The sequence below is a fragment of the Acinetobacter gandensis genome (assembly GCF_001678755.1).
GTDB lineage: Bacteria > Pseudomonadota > Gammaproteobacteria > Pseudomonadales > Moraxellaceae > Acinetobacter > Acinetobacter gandensis.
Genome location: NZ_LZDS01000027.1, coordinates 44,484 through 63,873 on the forward strand (window position 1 = coordinate 44,484; position 19,390 = coordinate 63,873).

Below are 19,390 nucleotides of genomic sequence, written 5' to 3' on the forward strand. Positions count from 1 at the left end.
ATCAACTTAAATTTCGCACACAATATAGCAAAGATTGAAATTCTCTCAAGTCTTGCACCAGTTATTACGCTCTACAAAATTCATAAAGAAAAGCCCAAGCAGTTGCTCAGGCTTTTATTTTGTCATTTTCGCTTATTCGAGCGTCGATATTCATTGCTATTTTGATGCTGGCATATGTTCTTTAATAAATGCGACCAACATAGCATTACGTTGTACAATTGCCTGTGTATGAGTTGCTCCCGGCACCAATTCAAAAGTTACATCCGTCTTCAAATTAGTTTTTAAATTATCCGCCAGTGCTTGTGTTACCTGATACGGCACAGCAGTATCCAACTCGCCTTGAATAATTAAAACAGGTTTATCAATATAACGTGTTGCTGGCTGATTCACGGTTAAAAACTTAGCAATCGTCGAATTGCTTAAGAAATCTTCTGTTAGACCTGGATAGTCAGCAGCTGTTTTACCTGCATTATTTGCAACATAATTATTAATGTCATTTTCAAATTCTTTCATTAATGGATCAAGACATAGACCATTTTCACCTGTAGTTCCTTCAGCTTTGGCAACCCATGGTTGTGAGCGCTGCTCAAAAATCGAATTGTAGTCAAAACGTGGTTCATAAGCCTTAATGCCGACCGCCACATAAGCTGCATAAGCAAGAAGTTCAGAATAAACTTTTGCTGCTGTACCTTTAGCAACACCACTACCTTGAATATTTTCAGCAGCGGCTAACCTTGCAATCGCTGTAGGTGCAATTTCCGAAATAATGTAGCCCAAACTTGATGCAGGAGCACCTGCAACAGCACCTTTATAACGGCTGTTTCCATTTTCAAACTCAGCTGTACCTAAAGATGCATGTCCACCCTGAGACTGGCCTACAGACATCCAATCTCCTTGCATCTTATTACCTAAATGTTGCTGTAATGCTTTCACTGCATATTGAGCAGACTTTGCAGCACTTTCTAAGTTTAGATAAGGATGAATCCCCTGCGTGCCCAATCCTTCATAGTCAGGAGCCAATACTACATAACCTTCTTTTAACAAACTCTCTGCCATGGCTTTAAAACGTGGGTTCAATGCATTTAAGCTTGGCGCACAACTATCTCCACTTCCAACTGTGCCATGCTCCCAAACTACTACCCGCCATCCATCTGCTGGCATTGGAGTACTTGGATAAAATACCATCGCAGTCGCTTTAGCACGTTTATTTAACACATTTTGCATGTTATAGCTCATAACACGAACTTGGCTAACATAGTCTATTGTATCTTGCTGATAAGCCTTATCTGAAAGGTAATATTGATTAAAACTAAACTCGGAATGATCATCATTTCCGCCACAGGCTGATAGCAATAAGACAGATGAACATAAAACCGCTAATAAACTTTTCTTAAGATTTTTTTTGCATGATTTAATTCCTTTATTCTTATTCCATTAATCTCGACCGAGATACAATCCAATTAAGCATAAAAAAAAGCGCTCGGATAGAGCGCTTTGTTTCAATTTATAATTATCGGATTAACAACACTATAAATTCTGTGCAGCCACGATTCCCACAAAAATCATTACACCCACCCAACGGTTATGTAAAAAGGTTTTAAAGCAGCGCATTGGAACTCTATCTTTGGTTTGTGTCCATTGGTAAATAAAGTCAACAGCTACAGCAAGCAATGCAATTAAACCGAATGGGAAAAATAAGTTTTCAATATATAAGGCAGAGCCAATTAATAACAGACTGACAACTTGAAGTAATGAAATGATTTCAATATCAAAACGACCAAATAATATAGCAGTCGATTTCACTCCAATTTTTAGATCATATTCACGATCTGTGATCGCATATTGAGTGTCATATGCCACCGTCCAGGCCAAATTACCAAAGTAGAGCAACCAACACGTTAAGTCTGGTGTTTGCCCTACTGCGGTATAGGCCATAGGGATTGACCATGAAAATGCAGCCCCCAAAAATACTTGTGGTAAATGCGTATAGCGCTTCATAAACGGATAGATAAACGCTAAAAACAAGGCACCAAACGACCAATAGAAGGTTTCAATCGGCAAGAAAAATAACGTGCATGCACTTGCAAGTACTAAAATAAGGAAAACATAAATAGCTTCTTTAGCGCTAATTACGCCTGTCGCTAGAGGACGAGTTTTGGTTCGTTCAACTGCGCCATCAACTTTACGATCTGCAAAATCGTTAATTGCACAACCTGCTGCCCGCATACAAATTGTACCGATAATCATTGGTATTAGAATCGCGAGAGATGGCATTCCTTGATTGGCAATCCAAAGTGCCCACATGGTGGGCCAAAAAACCAACTCTGTGCCAATTGGCTTATCAAAACGACACAAATAATAATATGCTTCTAAGCGTTCACGCCAAGTAATTTGCTGTACCGTTGCCATGCCTGTCCTTATCCAATCTTATTTAGGCTGCTGAATGTATTGTTCAAACGCAGGTAAAAATGTCTCTTGAACAATGAATTTACAGCCATGCCAAGTATAACAGCTCTGACGTGTCCAACCATCGTCAAGCCACAGTACTCGTCGCTCACATGCAGGATTTGTACGCTGAAATAAAAACCAGCCAATCGGCTTCGTACCAATATGTTTAAAAATTCGCGCGCGCTGATTTAAACTTAAAATAGGAAATATGGATTTTGCTTTTACCCAAGGCTGTTTTTGATTGCCATAAAGATAACTTTCACGAACCCATGAGGTATGCTGAATAGGCATTTTCATCCACTGCGCATCACGTCGATTTAAACGCTGATAATGTTCTTTTAAAGGCTCAACTTGAAATGTTCCACCTGCTAAATCTGTCAATTGCTGTGTCAAAGACCCCGAAGCATAGAGCCAAAGTTTTAAAGCTTCTGGTATCTGTTGTTGTAATTGAAGTTTCGCTGCGGTCTGCATAACCCTCGCCTTTATAAAACCAACATTATCAATGCATTTATGCATCAAGTTGATTATACACAGGCCCTTGCCTTTTGACGGGCAGATTTACAGCCATTTATGTTAATGTAAGAGAACCACTTAGTTAAATTCAAAAATCCTAAACTAAAATCATCAACCTTATTCATGACAACACAAATATTTTAATAATGACAAAGAATCAGACAACACTTAAACAATCTCTAAAAAATTTACTCAGTCTAGTGAGCTTATTTACCTTATGCACAATGACCCAAGCCAAAGAGCTCGCACTTAGTTTTGATGATGGAGTTAATCCACAGCAAAACTCTAAAGCAGTCCAAATTAATCAACAGATTTTAGATCAACTTGCAGAACATCAAATTAAATCAATTGTATTTCCAAGCCTCGTTAAATTTGGTGACTATCAAGGCAAACAACTGGTTGCGAATTGGGGGAAAGCGGGACATCTGATTGGTAATCATAGCGCATTACATCAAAACCTAAATAAACCTGATACCACCACGCAAGCGTATATTCAAAGCATTCAGGATGCTGACCTTATACTTAATACACTACCTCGATACAAACGTATTTATCGCTATCCTTTCTTAAAAGAAGGCGAAACCGTCGAAAAACGTGACGCAGTATATCAATGGCTTAAAAACAACCAATACGCATTGGGCGGTGTCAGCATTGATGCTAGCGATTGGTTTTATAATCGTAAATATTTGCAATATGCCACACTAGCCGACACAGAAAAATTACTGCGCTTAAAACAAGCTTATATTTGGCATTTATTAAACCGTGCAGAATATTATGATCAGCTCGCAGTCCAAACCCTACAACGCTCACCAAAACATGTCTTACTGCTACACGTAAATCAAATTAATGCAGCCTTTTTATCGGATGTTGTCACGGCATTTAAACAGCATGGTTGGACATTTATCCCTACTGAACAAGCATTTGGTGAGCCAATTTATTCATTGCAAAGTCTTAACATCCCAGCTGGTGAAAGTGTAATTTGGTCGCTTGCTAAAACTCAAGGAAAGGAATTACGCTACCCTGCTGAAGATGCGCCTTATGAAATCGAAAATTTAAAACAATACCAATTAGATTAGGTCTTCAAGTTCTGCTTTAGGCATTATCCGTCTTGGCAATCACTTCATATTTACCTTGAGGCGTTTTTATCAAAACCAATCCCTCAGCACTGATATAAAAGCATTTTGGATAATTGAAATCGAGAGCAAGTTCTGGATTTTTCAATGCTACAAATTCCGCTTGCTTATACCCTTCTAGCGTGCGCCCTACTTCAATGTAGGTCACTTCAGAGAAGTTTAATTTAAAGCCTTTAGTATGGTCTTGCGGATCAATCCACGGGAAAAAACCAGTGTGCTTTTTACGTTGTGCCATACATCGCTACTTTTTAGAAAAACAATATATTGATAATACAAAAAAACCCGCACAAGGCGGGTTTTTTTACAGTGAAATTCAGAGTTGAATTACAAGCTGTAATACATGTCGAATTCAACTGGGTGAGTAGTCGTGTTAAGACGACGTACTTCTTCTGTTTTAAGCTCGATATACGCTTCAAGCATTTCTTTAGTGAACACACCACCTTTAAGTAGGTAGTCATGATCAGCTGCAAGAGCTTCAAGCGCCATGTCTAGGCTATGCGCCACTGTAGGGATTTTTGCTTCTTCTTCAGGAGGAAGATCGTACAAGTTCTTATCAGCAGCTTCACCTGGGTGAATTTTGTTTTGGATACCGTCAAGACCAGCCATCAACAATGCAGCGAAACCTAAGTACGGGTTCATCATTGGATCTGGGAAACGTGCTTCAATACGTTTGCCTTTAGGGCTAGAAACGTAAGGGATACGGATAGAAGCTGAACGGTTACGTGCTGAGTAAGCAAGCATAATCGGCGCTTCAAAGTGTGGTACTAAACGCTTGTACGAGTTAGTCGATGGGTTAGTGATCGCGTTCAATGAACGAGCATGTTTGATCACACCACCGATGAAGTACAATGCCATTTCTGAAAGGCCTGCATATTCATCACCAGCGAACAAGTTCTTGCCATCTTTAGAGATAGACATATGAACGTGCATACCAGAACCGTTATCACCAACCATTGGTTTAGGCATGAAAGTCGCAGTTTTAGCATATTGGTGCGCAACGTTCCAAACAGCATATTTAAACTGTTGAACTTCATCCGCTTTACGAACCATCGTATTGAAGCTAACACCAATTTCAAGCTGGCAAGATGCAACTTCGTGGTGATGTACTTCTACACGGCCTGGGCCCATGATGTCTTCAATTTTTGCACACATTTCTGCACGCATATCTTGTGAAGAATCAACAGGTGGTACTGGGAAGTAACCGCCTTTAACACGTGGACGGTGACCTGAGTTACCAGCTTCGTAATCTTTACCTGTAGACCAAGCAGCTTCTTCAGCGATCAATGTGTGGCGAGCGCCAGACATGTCGATGTCCCATTTCACTTCGTCAAATACGAAGAACTCTGGTTCTGGACCGAAGAATGCAGTATCACCGATACCAGTTGATTTTAGATACTCTTCTGCACGGCGAGCGATCGAGCGAGGGTCACGTTCATAACCTTGGCCAGTAGATGGTTCGATTACGTCACACGTTACCACTACAGTCGGTTCAGCAAAGAACGGATCAAGGAAGCAAGTTTCAGCATCTGGGCGAAGGATCATGTCAGACGCTTCGATACCTTTCCAACCAGCGATTGACGAACCGTCAAACATTTTGCCGTCTTCAAACGTATCTTCGTCAATTGTATCTGCTGGGTAAGTTACGTGCTGCTCTTTACCCTTAGTGTCCGTGAAACGAAAATCGACCCATTTTGCGCCACTTTCTTGGATGAGTTGAAGGACCTTGTTCGCCATGCTCATTTTGCTCCGATGATTTTTTTGTGCACACTCAAGTGCGTGTTAGTAGTTGGTAGTTATTAAGCAATTACCGTACCAACTTTAAAAAGCAAAGTTAAAATATTGAATTCCTTATCAGAATAGAAGATTTACACCCCTCACTTTGAGGCTATTATACTGTGTGTAACAGTAAATGCACCATATTCAACCACTCTTCATCGCATTTGTTTAAAAAGAATATGCCGATGTATCAAAATGGTGCGCACCATTTTGATGCTTGTTTGTTTTGAGTGAAAATACAAATTTGTAAAGTAAAACACTTTATTTTTTGATACTTATTCTCAATAAATGCTAATTCTTATATAAACTAGTTACTTAATAGATTTATCACATGTAATTAATCAATTTAAGCGACTATAAAAGATCCTAATTGAGCAAAAATATATGGAATAAATGCTTATTTAAAACCCCCAATAGCCCTATTTATCGCATCTTCATTCATTAAGTTCAGTTAAAAAATATGCTCCATTTTGGTGATTTTGCTTCAAAACAACACATCTTTTATCATAAGTATTAGACATTCTTTTAGTTAGTTACTTACTTTATTTTTTATATTTTATTTCTATATGTTTAAAATTCACACTTGTACTCTATTTTCACTTTAATTCAGCCAGCTAATTTTCCTATCCTTTGCATTCACAATAAGACACAAACACAATGTTCAAAGCAGCTCTGAGAAATTGTTCAGCAGAAAATGTATATTTTTTGCTATGATTGCAGAACTTCTAAATTTTTAGCTATTTAGCATGCCTAAATAACAGCATCATTTAGGTTGATGTAAAAAATTTAGAAGCTATTCGGACTTACTAAAGCACAGTTAAGTGCATAAATTTCAAAGGTTAAAACGCTCATGCTTTTGATGATCGACAACTATGACTCTTTTACCTACAACATCGTTCAATATTTTGGCGAGTTAAATCAGGAAGTAAAAGTAGTACGTAATGATGCCGTGACATTGGAAGATATCGAACGATGGCAACCGAAGTATTTAGTCATTGGCCCTGGCCCTTGCTCACCTTCTGAGGCAGGCATTTCTATTCCTGCAATTCAGCATTTCGCTGGCAAAATTCCTTTACTTGGTGTTTGTCTTGGACATCAAGCCATTGGGCAAGCATTTGGTGGTGAGATTATTCGCGCTAAAAAAGTGATGCATGGTCGTTTATCAGACATGTATCACAGCGATAAAGGTATTTTCAGCAACCTCCCTTCTCCATTCGCAGCAACACGCTATCATTCTTTAGTGATAGATCAAGCAACTCTGCCAGAATGCTTAGAAGTCACTTGCTGGACCAATGAAGATGACGGCTCTATAGAAGAAATCATGGGTGTAAAACATAAGACATTGCCTGTTGAAGGCGTGCAGTTTCACCCTGAATCCATTTTGAGTCAGCATGGTCATCAAATCTTTAAAAACTTCTTAGAAATTTACGCGTAATTCGGTGCGAAACAATTATGAATATTCAACAAGCTTTAAATAACATCACTAAAAATATTGAGCTTACTCAACCACAAATGGAAGAGGTGATGCGCACGATTATGCAAGGTGAAGCAAGCCCTGCACAAATTGGCGCATTAATGATGGGCTTACGTTTAAAAGGCGAAAGTATTGACGAAATTACGGCCGCTGCACGTGTGATGCGTGAGTTTGCGATTAAAATTGATGTCAGTGATCTGCCACATTTGGTGGATATTGTCGGTACAGGTGGCGATGGCCAAAACTTATTTAACGTTTCAACTGCGTCAAGTTTTGTCGTTGCTGCTGCGGGTGCAACCATTGCTAAACATGGTGGCCGTGGCGTGTCTTCAAAATCAGGTTCCTCTGATCTGCTTGAACAAGCCGGCATTAATCTCGACCTAAGCATGGAACAAACAGAACGCTGCATCCGTGAAATGGGGGTCGGTTTCTTGTTTGCGCCAAATCATCATAAAGCAATGAAATATGCTGCTGGCCCACGTAAGGAACTCGGTTTCCGTAGCATTTTCAACTTACTTGGCCCGCTTACGAATCCGGCTGGAGTAAAACGCTTTGTCATTGGTGTGTTTTCAAATGAGTTATGTCGCCCTATGGCTGAAGTGTTGAAACAACTCGGTGCTGAACATGTCATGGTGGTTCATTCGCGTGATGGTTTAGACGAAATTAGCCTTGCCTCAGCAACTTATGTGGCTGAACTTAAAGATGGTGAAATCACAGAATGGGAAATTCAACCTGAAAATGTTGATATTGAATCGCAAACTTTAACCGGTTTGTCTGTCGATAGCTCAGCAGAAAGTTTGACACTAATTAAAGATGCTCTAGGCAAGAAAAAATCAGCACTCGGTGAAAAAGCGGCAAATATGATTGCGCTGAATGCAGGCGCAGGCATTTATGTTTCAGGTTTAACCAAAAGCTATAAACAAGGTGTTGCATTAGCACATGACATTATCTATGGCGGTCAAGCCTTAGAAAAAATGGGCATTTTGTCTGAATTTACTAAAACTTTAAAAGAATACGAAGCTTAAGATTAGGACACAGATCATGGTAGATATCGCAAATACAATTTTGGGTAAAATTGTAGACCGTAAACAAGAAGAATTTGCTGCCCGTCTTAAGCAACGCAGTTATAAAGATGTTGAAGAACTTGCTCAAGCAGCAACACCTCTACGTGGCTTTGCTGAAAGCCTCCGTTCAAAACGTCCTGGTGTCATTGCTGAGATTAAAAAGGCATCTCCGTCTAAAGGCATTATTCGTGAAAACTTCAACCCTGCTGAAATTGCACAGCAATATCAAGACGCAGGTGCGGCATGTTTATCTGTATTAACTGATGTCGATTTTTTCCAAGGTGCTGATGAAAACATTCAGATCGCACGTTCGCACTGTGACTTGCCAGCCCTGCGCAAAGACTTTTTGATTGACCCTTATGGTGTGATTGAAGCACGTGCATTACATGCTGACTGTATTCTTTTAATTGTGGCTTGTTTGTCAGATCAGCAATTGGAAGAAATGTCTAAAACAGCTTTTGAGCATAACTTAGATGTATTGGTTGAAGTGCATGATGAAGATGAGCTGGAACGTGCTTTAAAACTTTCAGATCGTTGCTTGTTGGGTGTGAATAACCGTAATTTAAAAACATTTGATGTGGATTTAAATACATCTTTACGTTTGAAAAAGTTACTTGAGCCTTCTCGCCTACTTGTAACAGAAAGCGGTATTGCAACACCTACTGATGTCGCAATGATGCAGGAACATGACATTCATGCCTTCTTGGTAGGTGAAAGCTTTATGAAACAACCTCGCCCTGATCAGGCATTTAAAGGGTTGTTTGGTACACCAAAGACTGTTTAATCTTCGATTAAGTTCAGGGTGATGTTTCTCCCTGAACTTTTATTCAGCCTAAATTCAAAATATTCATCAACATCTAATTACAATATCAAAAGTCAAAATCATAAATACTTGATGCTCGTTTACTATTCGTTATAAACCATGGCATGAAAAAAATTCTACTTTTTGATTTAGACCAAACCATTTTAAATCGCGATGAATCACTATATAGATTTTGAATTGGCAGATTAATTTCTTGCAACTGATTCCACAGAGTTCTAAACAAAAATTTATACAGCGATTTATTGAACTTGATGATCACGGACGAGTTTGGAAAGATCAGGTTTATCATCAATTAAGTATTGAATTCAACTTTACAAAATATACTGTAAATGAACTACTCACCATTTATATTAGTGATTTTAATAAATTTTCTGTTGCTTTCGAGCATGCAGAAATCACTATTAAACACTTATACCAAAATGGATATAAATTAGGATTGATATCCAATGGTCGAACACCCTTTCAAGAGCATAATTTTTACGCTTTAGGACTAAGTGAATATTTTTCTGGGATTTTTGTATCTGAAGCTCTACAGATGAGAAAGCCTCAACCTGAAATTTTTCTCTACGTCTGCACACAGTTTGATTGTAATCCATCAGATTGTATTTTTATTGGAGACAATCCAATTGCAGATATTGCCGGTACAAAAAATGTAGGAATGCGCACGATCTTTTTCAATTCAAATAACCAACAAAATTGCTTTATCGCTGACGAACAAATTCAACATTTTTACGATTTAGAGACTGCCATACACCGTATCGAGACTAATTAACCCACATTTTTTAACAGATCTAATAACCAACTGTTCACTTATACAAATTCAATTTTATTTATTCGCTATTTATAAAATGCATTGAATCCATTTCAGTTCAAATTATGGCTATTTCAAGCTATAATTTATCTACATTTTTGCCGTTTTTTTTATTGTTTAAATATGAGCAAACACGATTCTTCGCTCTCTAAAGATCAATTCAATTTATTGAAAGCCTTTAAAAAGCAAATCACGAATCCACATTCTACTGCCCTAGCGAAGCATGTTGAGCCAAAAGCCAAAACTGTTGAGCAAGAGCAGGAAGATGACTTAGCATTATTTCAAAAGCAAATGCAAGGTGTCCAAAAAATGGATGCAGGCAATATTGCAAAAATAGATAAAGTTGGCCGTAAGAAACCCGATGCGCAAACGTTGGCTAAACGAGCTGCGGCTATAGGTCCAATGGAAACTGATGATGCTTTGTTGTCAGATACCCAAGCAATGCTCAACCCTGTGGCGAGCCAAGCGGCTTTAAGCTATCGCATTGCAACTTTGCAGCACAAAGTTTTTGAAGATTTGAAAGCTGGTAATCTACGTTGGTTTGAAGCGGTCGACCTACATGGTTGTACAGTGGAAGAAGCCCGTTCTGCCGTGCTGCAAATTATTCAAATGGCCAAAGAAGAAAATCAAAATGTGATTAAAATTGTGCATGGTAAAGGCCCTGAAGCAATTCTAAAAACCTATGTGAATAGTTGGCTTCGTCAACACCGTGATGTTTTAGCTTTTGTCAGTGCACCTGAAAAACAAGGTGGCACAGGAGCTGTTCTAGTTCTGCTCAAACGTGCAGAAAAGAACCCACAGTTCAAACAGTAATCGGAATTTACCCCAAAAGAAGGCATTGTAATAGTTTTCTGCTACAATGCCGACCTTGTTCAATCTCTCAGTGTAAGTGAACACGTCTTATGTCTATGCAGCAATCCTACGCAAATATCCTAACTGCCGTTGGTGAGGATCTAAATCGCCCAGGTCTTAAAGATACGCCTATGCGTGCTGCTAAAGCTTTTTCGTATCTAACTTCAGGCTATACACAAACGCTTGAAGAAGTGACTAACAATGCGGTTTTCCCATCCGATAACCGTGAAATGGTCTTAGTTAAAAATATCGAATTCTATTCTTTATGTGAGCACCATCTTCTCCCATTCTATGGTCGTGTCCATATTGCTTATCTTCCAGAAGGTAATGTTTTAGGCTTGTCTAAATTTGCACGCATCACGGAAATGTTTGCACGTCGCTTACAAATTCAGGAAAACCTCACTCAGCAGATTGCTGAAGCGGTGTCTGAAGTCACTGGTGCGCGCGGTGTTGCGGTTGTGATTGATTCAGCTCACATGTGTATGATGATGCGCGGTGTTGGTAAACAAGAGTCTACGACACGTACTGTTTCTTTTGTCGGTGACTTTAAAACCAATAAAGAAGAACGTCGTGAATTTTTAAGTGCAGTTCCAGAAAGCTATTAATTCTGCGATATAAAAAGGCCTCAATCTATTGAGGCTTTTTTGTGTGTGATTAAATATGCTGTAATTTTTTATACTTAGATGACTCAATTTAGGACAAACAATGACGCAATTATATTTAGCAGGTCAAGGTTTAACCCAAGCTGACTCAAGCATCGACTACCCTCGGCCTGATCGTTTGATACATGGTAATCCTAAACGAGAAACCCAAAGCTTATATGCTCATACCAATATGGACTGTGGTATATGGCAATGTGAAGTCGGGGCATGGAATATTCATTTTGCCAACAACAAACAAGAATTCTTTCAAGTTATTGAAGGCGTAGTTCGTATACACGACCAAGAAGGCACATATATAGAAGTGAAAGCTGGAAATGCAGGCGTAATTCCACCCGGTTTTATCGGCACTTTCGAAGTAGTAGAAACTGTAAAAAAATACTTTGTAGTCGTTGAAGTTTGATCGCCCAAGATATTTTTTTTTCAAAAATATCTTTTAAAAATGTTGTTTGTAACCTTGCTGTAAGACTTGTAACTCAAAACTACCGCATAAAATTAATATCAATTACTTAATGTATTTCTGTTCGTAAATTAAACATTTCATAACATGATTTTCCCCCCCCTATTTAAGATTAATCTGTACATTGAAAGCAAGATGAATCCTTTAGATTCATTGCTACTTTCTTTTTTACTAACTAAAGGTGATCACTATGGTAGCCGCAAAAAAGACAACTGAAAAAGATGAGAAAAAGACAGCGAAAACTACGGCAAAAACTGTAAAAAAAAATGAGGATAAAGCAAAAAAATCAGCTAAAGCATCGAGTAAAGATTCAAACAAAGTAACAAAGAAAACTGCTGAAAAAAATCTAAGGACAGCACTTCTAAAAAAGAAGCTGCAACTAAAGATGAAAAAGTAAAAGCTAAAAAATCTGCGTCAACTAAAAGTTCGCCGAAATCTAAAGCCAACAAAAAAGAGGCCCCTAAAAAAGCCACCACATCAAAGACAAGCACTAAGGTTAAAGAGGAAAAGCCAAAAGCTGAGAAGAAAACAACCAAAAAATCTTCAACAGAAAAGAAAACGGATGCTAAGGCAAGCAAGTCTAAGGGAGAAAAACCCAAGACAACCAAAGCCAAATCTACCAGCAAAAAGACAAAATAAAAAGTAGCCCCCAAATGGGGCTACTTTTTTAGCTTAAGGTTGAAATAGAGTAAGGTTGTAATGGAGTGAATATGAATAAGAAATCCATCCCCACACCTAAGCGTGTATCTCGCGTTCATTCCAATAGTTTTGATTATAGTCTAGATTTTAAAAAAATAAATTTTCGCGAACACCCTGAACTTTATAGAATTGGACGTGGTGAACAAGGTGTATTACTCGTAGAGCCTTATAAATCTGAAATTTTGCCCTATTGGCGATTTGCTAATGAAGAAAAAGCCATCGAAAGCAGTACCAAAATTTGGCAGCTCTTTGAAGAGTATTTGGGCGCTGAAGATTTTGTCGGTGCAGATATGGCACGTAAATTTTTACAGATGGGTTTTACACGTGCACGTCGCTATGCTAACCATAAAGGTGGTAAAAAATATGAGGGTCCAGTCCCTGATGATAAAAAGGGTTTAAGTGGTGCACATGGACGCGAAGAACTTCCAAGACAAAAAGAGGATCCCGTAAAAGCTGCTACTGCACGAGTATTTAAACAAAAATGGGATGAAGCTAAAATTCATCCCATGTATATAGAGCAAAAAGCAAAATTTTTAGATTTTATACAAAGCAAAATTAAGTGAGTATCCATTTAAGATGCAGAGCATGTTGCTTGCGGATCAGTTTTAGCAACGTAAATACAGTTTCGACCATTGTTTTTCGCCGCATATAAGGCATGGTCTGCAGCATCAAGAAAACGTTGATAATCTGGATGACCATCGTACAGCACACAGCCCACACTCACTGTAAAATTAAATTGTTGTCCTTGAGCCGTGCGAATTAAACCCTGTTCAATATAGCGTCTTACATTTTCTGCAATACTCATTGCACGATCAATTTCAGTATCCACCAACAATAATAAAAATTCTTCCCCCCCAATACGGAAAGCATAATCACTGCCTTGACTAAATCGCTGTAATGCTTCGGCAATAAATTTCAGTGCCATATCCCCTGCTGCATGGCCAAATTTATCATTAATACTTTTAAAATAATCTGCATCAAAAGCCAACAATGACAAAGGTGTATGGTTTTGACGTGCAAAACTAATTTCACGAGAGACGATGGTATTTAAATAACGCCGATTGAGAAGTTGCGTCAATGAATCATTGCCTGACTCAATGTACTCTGCCACTTGGAACAATTGATCAACCAAATGCTGAATTTCACGGTTTAATTCACGTATATTTTGGATCACCTGTTGTAGCTGATCCCTGTCCATCATTTGCATGGCTTGCTGCGTTAGCTCATCCACTTGATAAATTCGATCAATAATCAACTGCACTTGTTCAGACCCTGAAAATGCATAAGATGCTTTATGAATAAACCATAAGCCAAATTCAGATTTTGAGAACAACGGGTGATAAAAACCTAAGCTTCCAGAGAATATTTTAAACATCAGTTCATTTTCCCAATCGAGTAATGAACCACGTTGTTTATCTTTATGTACAGCAACATCTTGCATCGCTGAAAATAAGCGATAGTTGTGCTTTATTTCCTGACTTTTTTCTGTGTTCGCTTCATAAGAACGACACATAATTTCAGTACTGAAGCCCATGATCTGCACAATGTAGCTACACATATGCAGATTTTGTTGTTCTGATTTCTGCTCTAATATTTCAAAAACATTACGTTCAATTTCACGCACTCCTCGCATGATTAACCATGATGGAATACCCACACGTGCATGTACAACACCGACTTTTTGCTGGCGTTTTACAGACTGTTCATAGTGGGTATTCATTGCAACCTGAAAGGTTTCAAGCAACCATTTACGAAGTGTATCTATTAGTCTTTTTTGAATAATATCGTCTTTAAAAAATTCGGCAGATTCAGGCTCTTTCACCATTTGTTGATAAAAAACCGTTACCAAATATTCAACATGTTCTTCAATAAATTTGAAAGCCGCTTGATGTTCTTTAGCAGTATATTGCTCACAAATATTCTTCCAAGTCTGACACAGACCTGTAATACATTCTTGATTCATGGGAGATAGACCACAGCGGCATAAAAGCTAGAGATGATACCGTGCTTTACTTACATAAAAAAACATATTTAAATGAATCATCAAGTTTTATCTATCTTAAAAATTAATAGAAGAAGGTATAACTCAATTTAAATTTGTCCCAATCCTTCGTGTCTTGTTGTTGATATTCATAACCCAGCCTTAACGCATTTTGCTGATTAAGCAGGTATTGAACTTGAGCATTAATTTTTAAATTCCACTGATGCAAATCTTCCCAATAAGGTAATTCTGCTTGTAGCAAGGTATTGACTCGCTCTGACCAGATATTTTGACAACCCAATGTTGGACCAATACCAGCACGCCAACCTTTATCCAGTGCTTTGCCAACTTGAAATTGCGTTTGGGTTTGCACATAGCATAAATGAGTCCTTGCCTGATCTGCCCAACTGTAGCCTGACTGTGCTTTTAGCTCAGCCACTCCATGTTGCTCAGTTTCACTGAATTGACCTTGATCAACGGAAGCTTGCTGCCAACCCAAATTAAAACCCCAACTCAATGGCGTTTTAAACGGTGTAATCGGGTTATATGAATTAACTGACAGAAAATCAAAACGACTGAGCTTTAACATGTCTTCACGGTACTCAATAGAACCGTTCCAAAACATCAGTTGTGTCCCTATACGAAAACCACCTTGCGGATCAATCAAGTCGTGATAGGCCTCACGATGACTCAACTCAAGGAACTGTTCACCTTGTACTTCACCAAGCGCTACATCGAAAGTACGCGCGTGATGACCTTTTACTGGATCTAGGCTCGGAATAGCAGGCTCAATCCGTTGTTTTTCAATATCTGATTGACTACGTAATGCCAATATTTGACGAAGTCTTGGTTGCGCAAATTCTGCATCAACTTTACGACCAATCAATTGTAAATATAAATGGTCATAAGCCATTTCTAAAATTTTAGCTTGTTGTTGCTTACTATAAGTACCAATTACATTTTGCATCTTAGCTGGTTCAACGAGTGAGAGTCGCTGTGCTTCTCGCGCTAAGTGATAACCATGTTGCTGTGCCTGAGATAATAATTGCGTTTCTAAGGCTGGACGGTAAATTGCAGCTTTAATTAAACCTTGTTTATCAACTTCTTTAATCGTTTCGACTGGGATTGAGGCAACCTTGAATTGTTCTTTTAAATTTGAACTTGGTCGAACCAAATCAATTAAACCCAAAAGTCGATAAGCACAATTATCACTAGCAAAATAATATGGAAAACTCACCTGCTGCATTTCCCATATATGTTTTACCAAGAAACTGGTTTCTTGCTCCGTTAGAGCCAGTTCATACTCCCACAAATCACGACTTTCAAAATCACCATATTCTTTTACTTTTCGATAATAAGGCATGAGTGAATATTCACCAGGATACTGGCCCGTTAATCCTTTCCATGCATATGACCAGTTATCTTCTCCAGCAACAGTAGCCGCATAGTTAATTGCGTAAGAAACCAAATTTAATTCTTTTTGATCTTTGGGATCAAGGCGCAATAATGTATGACCAAACATTGAGGTTGGATTACCCATAAAGTCCGTAGCATAGATTAAAGTGGCTTTATAAGGCCTAATTTTACCGAACCATTCATCAAATTCAGGGCATGTCACTGGTGGCAATTGATCATTTGAAATATTCAGTTGCTGCATTAACCACTGGCTTCGTGCAGGAAATTTACAACGAATCGATTGATTCGGTTCTGCACTTTGAAACAAAGCTTGAATATCCGCATTTAATTCAGCATGAGCATCATTACGGCCATTTTCAGCAAGAAAATAGCCTGAATAGGTAACTTCACTTTGTCCTTTATTATCGGTATATAGCAGTCTTTGCCAACTGATGTGCTCTGACAATTTTTTAAATTGAGCAATTTGAAGATAATGCTGTATCTCAGCAGGATTTAAATTATCGATCTGCTGTGCATAAATCATGCTCGGAATAATAAAGGTACAAAATAAAGCAATTGATTTCATTCAGTTATATTCAAATCCATTTTTATATATTTTGGGTAATAAAAAACCCTGCCATAAGACAGGGTTTTATAAGCATCAATTAAACGTATGCTTTAAGTACATCGTCTTTCGCCATTACACTTTGTAATGATGCAAGCACTTGTAGAGAAGACTGGTTTTCTGCTGAGTAAATTTCAGCAAAATTTGCTTTAGATACAGCAAAGAAACGTGCTTTATCGGTAGATTGAATATTTAGAAGTTCAGCTAGAACGTTTAGGCTCTCACCTTGGCCAACCGCCATATCACGCGCTAGTGATTCAGCGTTTTCATTGGTAAATGTTACTGCTTGAGCAGTCACTGTACCTGTACCGCTACAACCTAAGGTACCAAAAGTAATACCTAGTAGCTGGTTAGTAAAAATGCCGTTTGTCGTTGCAGCTAAAATTTTAGGAATTTTACCTGATTGACCAGCCCATACTTGAGAACCAACACCACAACCTACGTCACGGTCAGCAAATGCTGCTGTAGAACCTGCCGCTACAACGGCAGCTAAAGCTAATTTTTTTAACATAGCACTTCTCCAGGGAATTATATTCCATTGTTTTTAATTATTAAAACATGTGTAATTTTTATTACACGAGTTTAGATTAGCGTGATATTTCAGATAACGCAAAACTTTTTATCTAAAACATCATATTAACAATAAGACCCTGATTTAACTATTTTTTTAACTTCCAAACACCTTTTTCATCACGATTTCCAAGGATTTTTAGCACCAAAACCAGGCTTAAAAGTAGCAATAAATACCAAGAACCTAATTTGCCCCAGCCCACAATGTGCCATGCGTCAACCTGACTTGGGTAGAGCCAAATTTTATAAAAAGTACTGATGTTTTCTGCAATCCAAATAATAAATGCCAATAACAATAAAACCGGTAACATCGGAAGTTGTATTTGATGATGTTGTAATTGAAAACGTAACTTAGTCTTCCAAAAAATCACACCACTCCAAACAAAAAGGAGTAAACGAATATCTGGCACAAAAAATTTGGTCATAAAATTCAAATATGACAACACTGCCAAAGCCAACATATTGCTAAATCGTGGTAAGGCAATAAATGAAACCTGATATAAACGCAAAGAACGTGCGAAAAAACTTCCCACAGCTGAATACATAAATCCAGCAAACAAAGGCACAGTTAAAATTTTAAACACTGCTGGCTGTGGATATTGCCATGAAGCAATTTGGGGATGGGTTAGAAAAATTTCCATGCCCATAGCCAGAATATGAAACAGCGCAATTACTTTTGCTTCAGCCCAAGATTCCAATTTGAGATAAAGCAAACACGCCTGAATAAGCAGCGCATAAAACAATAAATAATCGTAGCGGAAAAAGCCAAAATATTCTTGACTACCCATTGAGGCTGTCAACGCAAATGCTATGAGTAGTAATATCCCAAATAAGGCAGCCGAAGCTGCCTTATATGAGAACTCAAAACATGATTTTAAAATGCTGATCACGGTTGAATCCTAAACCCTAATTCCTAAGCGTGTGGACTGTTACTTAAAGGTACTTCGCACTGTATTCGTGGACAGTATCAACGAACGCTTTCGGATTTGCAGGATCTACCCATTGGGTAATACCATGACCTAGGTTTGCAACATAACCAGTTTTTTCACCATTGGCATAAGCATCATCCAACATGGCACGTGTCGCTTTAGCAATCGCATCAGGTGAACCATAAAGCGTTGCAGGATCTAAATTACCTTGCAAGGCTGCACGACCATTCACTGTTTGACGTGCCACATGCAGTGGTGTTGTCCAATCGAGACCAAATGCATCTGCACCTGTTGCGACCATTGGCTCAAGCCATTGACCACCACCTTTGGTGAATAAAATCACAGGGACTTTACGACCATCTTTTTCACGTTGTAAACCTGCAACAATCTTTTGCATATAGTTCAGTGAAAATTCAATGTATTCACGGTGTGCTAATGCCCCACCCCAACTATCAAAAATTTGAACAGCTTGTGCACCAGCATCAATTTGCGCATTTAGATATTCAATGACTGCATCCGCTAATCGATCTAATAATGCATGTAAAACTTCAGGCTGTGCATACATCATTTGTTTGGTGAAACGGAAGTCTTTACTTGAACCACCTTCAACCATATAAGTTGCCAATGTCCAAGGACTACCCGAGAAACCAATCAGTGGAACTTGACCACCCAATGCAGAACGAATCGTAGATACTGCATTCATCACATAGTCTAAATCAGACTTAGCATTGAATTTTGGTAAGTTAGCAACATCTTGCTCGGTGCGAACGGTTTTATGGAATTTAGGGCCTTCACCCGCTTCAAAATATAATCCCAAACCAAGTGCATCAGGCACGGTTAAAATATCTGAAAACAAAATTGCTGCGTCTAAATCATAACGACGCAAAGGCTGTAAAGTCACTTCACAAGCTAATTCTGTATTTTTACAAAGAGATAGGAAATCACCAGCTTGGCTACGTGTTTCGCGATACTCAGGTAAATAACGGCCTGCCTGACGCATCATCCACACCGGAGTTGCATCTACCGGTTCACGTAATAAGGCACGCAAGAAACGATCATTCTTTAAGGTCGTCATTCACTTTCCCAACTATATTTGACATTGCAATCATCATAACAAAAAGGTCGTAAATTTAATAACTTCTCATGCATTTAAAAACCGATCACCTTTAGTGCCAAAA

Annotated in this window: 19 protein-coding genes and 1 pseudogene; 9 read left to right on the forward strand and 11 right to left on the reverse strand. The window is 38.5% G+C overall.

The features are described 5' to 3' along the window. Nucleotides 1-156: 156 nt before the first annotated feature. The 3 genes from A9J31_RS11505 to A9J31_RS11515 form a co-directional block, all read right to left on the reverse strand. A complete protein-coding gene (locus tag A9J31_RS11505; protein WP_245668230.1) occupies nt 157-1,224 on the reverse strand; it encodes an alpha/beta hydrolase family protein in 1,068 nt (355 codons plus the stop codon). A 303-nt stretch (nt 1,225-1,527) separates the two neighbouring features. Next, nucleotides 1,528-2,409 carry a 4-hydroxybenzoate octaprenyltransferase gene (ubiA, locus tag A9J31_RS11510; RefSeq protein WP_067765891.1) on the reverse strand — a complete coding sequence of 294 codons (882 nt, stop codon included), beginning with the start codon at nt 2,407-2,409 and terminating at the stop codon, nt 1,528-1,530. 18 nt (nt 2,410-2,427) lie between these two features. After that, nucleotides 2,428-2,919, reverse strand: coding sequence for a chorismate--pyruvate lyase family protein (locus tag A9J31_RS11515; protein WP_067765894.1), 492 nt, complete (start codon nt 2,917-2,919; stop codon nt 2,428-2,430). 188 nt (nt 2,920-3,107) lie between these two features. Here A9J31_RS11515 and A9J31_RS11520 point away from each other — a divergent pair, with 188 nt between their 5' ends. Continuing rightward, nucleotides 3,108-4,037: a polysaccharide deacetylase family protein gene (locus A9J31_RS11520; protein ID WP_067765897.1), complete on the forward strand. Its 930-nt coding sequence runs from the start codon at nt 3,108-3,110 to the stop codon at nt 4,035-4,037. 16 nt (nt 4,038-4,053) lie between these two features. Here A9J31_RS11520 and A9J31_RS11525 read toward each other — a convergent pair whose 3' ends face one another. Together A9J31_RS11525 and glnA are read right to left on the reverse strand one after the other, a co-directional pair. After that, nucleotides 4,054-4,329, reverse strand: a complete 276-nt coding sequence (locus tag A9J31_RS11525) for a hypothetical protein (protein ID WP_067765900.1) — start codon at nt 4,327-4,329, stop codon at nt 4,054-4,056. Nucleotides 4,330-4,418: 89 nt separating this feature from the next. Next, nucleotides 4,419-5,834 carry a type I glutamate--ammonia ligase gene (gene glnA, locus A9J31_RS11530; protein ID WP_171256695.1) on the reverse strand — a complete coding sequence of 472 codons (1,416 nt, stop codon included), beginning with the start codon at nt 5,832-5,834 and terminating at the stop codon, nt 4,419-4,421. Nucleotides 5,835-6,720: 886 nt separating this feature from the next. On the opposite strand from glnA, the gene A9J31_RS11535 reads away from it, so the two are divergent. The 7 genes and pseudogenes from A9J31_RS11535 (at nt 6,721) to A9J31_RS11565 (ending at nt 11,956) form a co-directional block, all read left to right on the forward strand. Then, a complete protein-coding gene (locus A9J31_RS11535) occupies nt 6,721-7,305 on the forward strand; it encodes an anthranilate synthase component II (RefSeq protein ID WP_067765905.1) in 585 nt (194 codons plus the stop codon). Nucleotides 7,306-7,322: 17 nt separating this feature from the next. After that, nucleotides 7,323-8,369, forward strand: a complete 1,047-nt coding sequence (gene trpD / locus A9J31_RS11540) for an anthranilate phosphoribosyltransferase (protein ID WP_067765907.1) — start codon at nt 7,323-7,325, stop codon at nt 8,367-8,369. A gap of 16 nt (nt 8,370-8,385) precedes the next feature. Next, nucleotides 8,386-9,192 carry an indole-3-glycerol phosphate synthase TrpC gene (trpC, locus tag A9J31_RS11545; RefSeq protein ID WP_067765910.1) on the forward strand — a complete coding sequence of 269 codons (807 nt, stop codon included), beginning with the start codon at nt 8,386-8,388 and terminating at the stop codon, nt 9,190-9,192. 143 nt (nt 9,193-9,335) lie between these two features. Beyond that, nucleotides 9,336-10,003 (forward strand): annotated as a pseudogene (locus tag A9J31_RS11550) (HAD family hydrolase). Between the two features lie 162 nt (nt 10,004-10,165). Then, nucleotides 10,166-10,855 (forward strand): Smr/MutS family protein, encoded by a 690-nt coding sequence (locus tag A9J31_RS11555; RefSeq protein ID WP_067765913.1) that lies wholly within the window; start codon nt 10,166-10,168, stop codon nt 10,853-10,855. Between the two features lie 95 nt (nt 10,856-10,950). Continuing rightward, the gene (folE, locus tag A9J31_RS11560; protein ID WP_171256699.1) at nt 10,951-11,499 is read left to right on the forward strand and encodes a GTP cyclohydrolase I FolE; all 549 of its coding nucleotides are present in this window, start codon (nt 10,951-10,953) and stop codon (nt 11,497-11,499) included. Nucleotides 11,500-11,599: 100 nt separating this feature from the next. Continuing rightward, the gene (locus A9J31_RS11565; protein ID WP_067765919.1) at nt 11,600-11,956 is read left to right on the forward strand and encodes a cupin domain-containing protein; all 357 of its coding nucleotides are present in this window, start codon (nt 11,600-11,602) and stop codon (nt 11,954-11,956) included. Between the two features lie 347 nt (nt 11,957-12,303). Here A9J31_RS11565 and A9J31_RS15615 read toward each other — a convergent pair whose 3' ends face one another. Beyond that, nucleotides 12,304-12,666: a hypothetical protein gene (locus tag A9J31_RS15615; RefSeq protein WP_155857607.1), complete on the reverse strand. Its 363-nt coding sequence runs from the start codon at nt 12,664-12,666 to the stop codon at nt 12,304-12,306. 57 nt (nt 12,667-12,723) lie between these two features. Between A9J31_RS15615 and A9J31_RS11575 the strand changes: the two genes are divergently transcribed. After that, the gene (locus A9J31_RS11575) at nt 12,724-13,275 is read left to right on the forward strand and encodes a DUF4385 domain-containing protein (protein ID WP_067765926.1); all 552 of its coding nucleotides are present in this window, start codon (nt 12,724-12,726) and stop codon (nt 13,273-13,275) included. Nucleotides 13,276-13,283: 8 nt separating this feature from the next. On the opposite strand, the gene A9J31_RS11580 is transcribed toward A9J31_RS11575, so the two are convergent. The 5 genes from A9J31_RS11580 to hemE all read right to left on the reverse strand — a co-directional run bounded on the left by A9J31_RS11580 (nt 13,284) and on the right by hemE (nt 19,287). Beyond that, entirely contained in the window at nt 13,284-14,675 is a 1,392-nt protein-coding gene (locus tag A9J31_RS11580) for a diguanylate cyclase (RefSeq protein WP_067765929.1), read from the reverse strand. A gap of 103 nt (nt 14,676-14,778) precedes the next feature. Then, the gene (locus A9J31_RS11585) at nt 14,779-16,674 is read right to left on the reverse strand and encodes an Lnb N-terminal periplasmic domain-containing protein (protein ID WP_067765932.1); all 1,896 of its coding nucleotides are present in this window, start codon (nt 16,672-16,674) and stop codon (nt 14,779-14,781) included. A 79-nt stretch (nt 16,675-16,753) separates the two neighbouring features. Further along, nucleotides 16,754-17,224: a DUF3015 family protein gene (locus A9J31_RS11590; RefSeq protein ID WP_067765935.1), complete on the reverse strand. Its 471-nt coding sequence runs from the start codon at nt 17,222-17,224 to the stop codon at nt 16,754-16,756. A 148-nt stretch (nt 17,225-17,372) separates the two neighbouring features. Continuing rightward, nucleotides 17,373-18,170, reverse strand: coding sequence for a DUF817 family protein (locus A9J31_RS11595; protein ID WP_245668232.1), 798 nt, complete (start codon nt 18,168-18,170; stop codon nt 17,373-17,375). Nucleotides 18,171-18,216: 46 nt separating this feature from the next. After that, on the reverse strand, nt 18,217-19,287 hold the full coding sequence (gene hemE, locus A9J31_RS11600) for a uroporphyrinogen decarboxylase (protein ID WP_067765941.1): 1,071 nt from the start codon (nt 19,285-19,287) through the stop codon (nt 18,217-18,219). Nucleotides 19,288-19,390 lie beyond the last annotated feature (103 nt).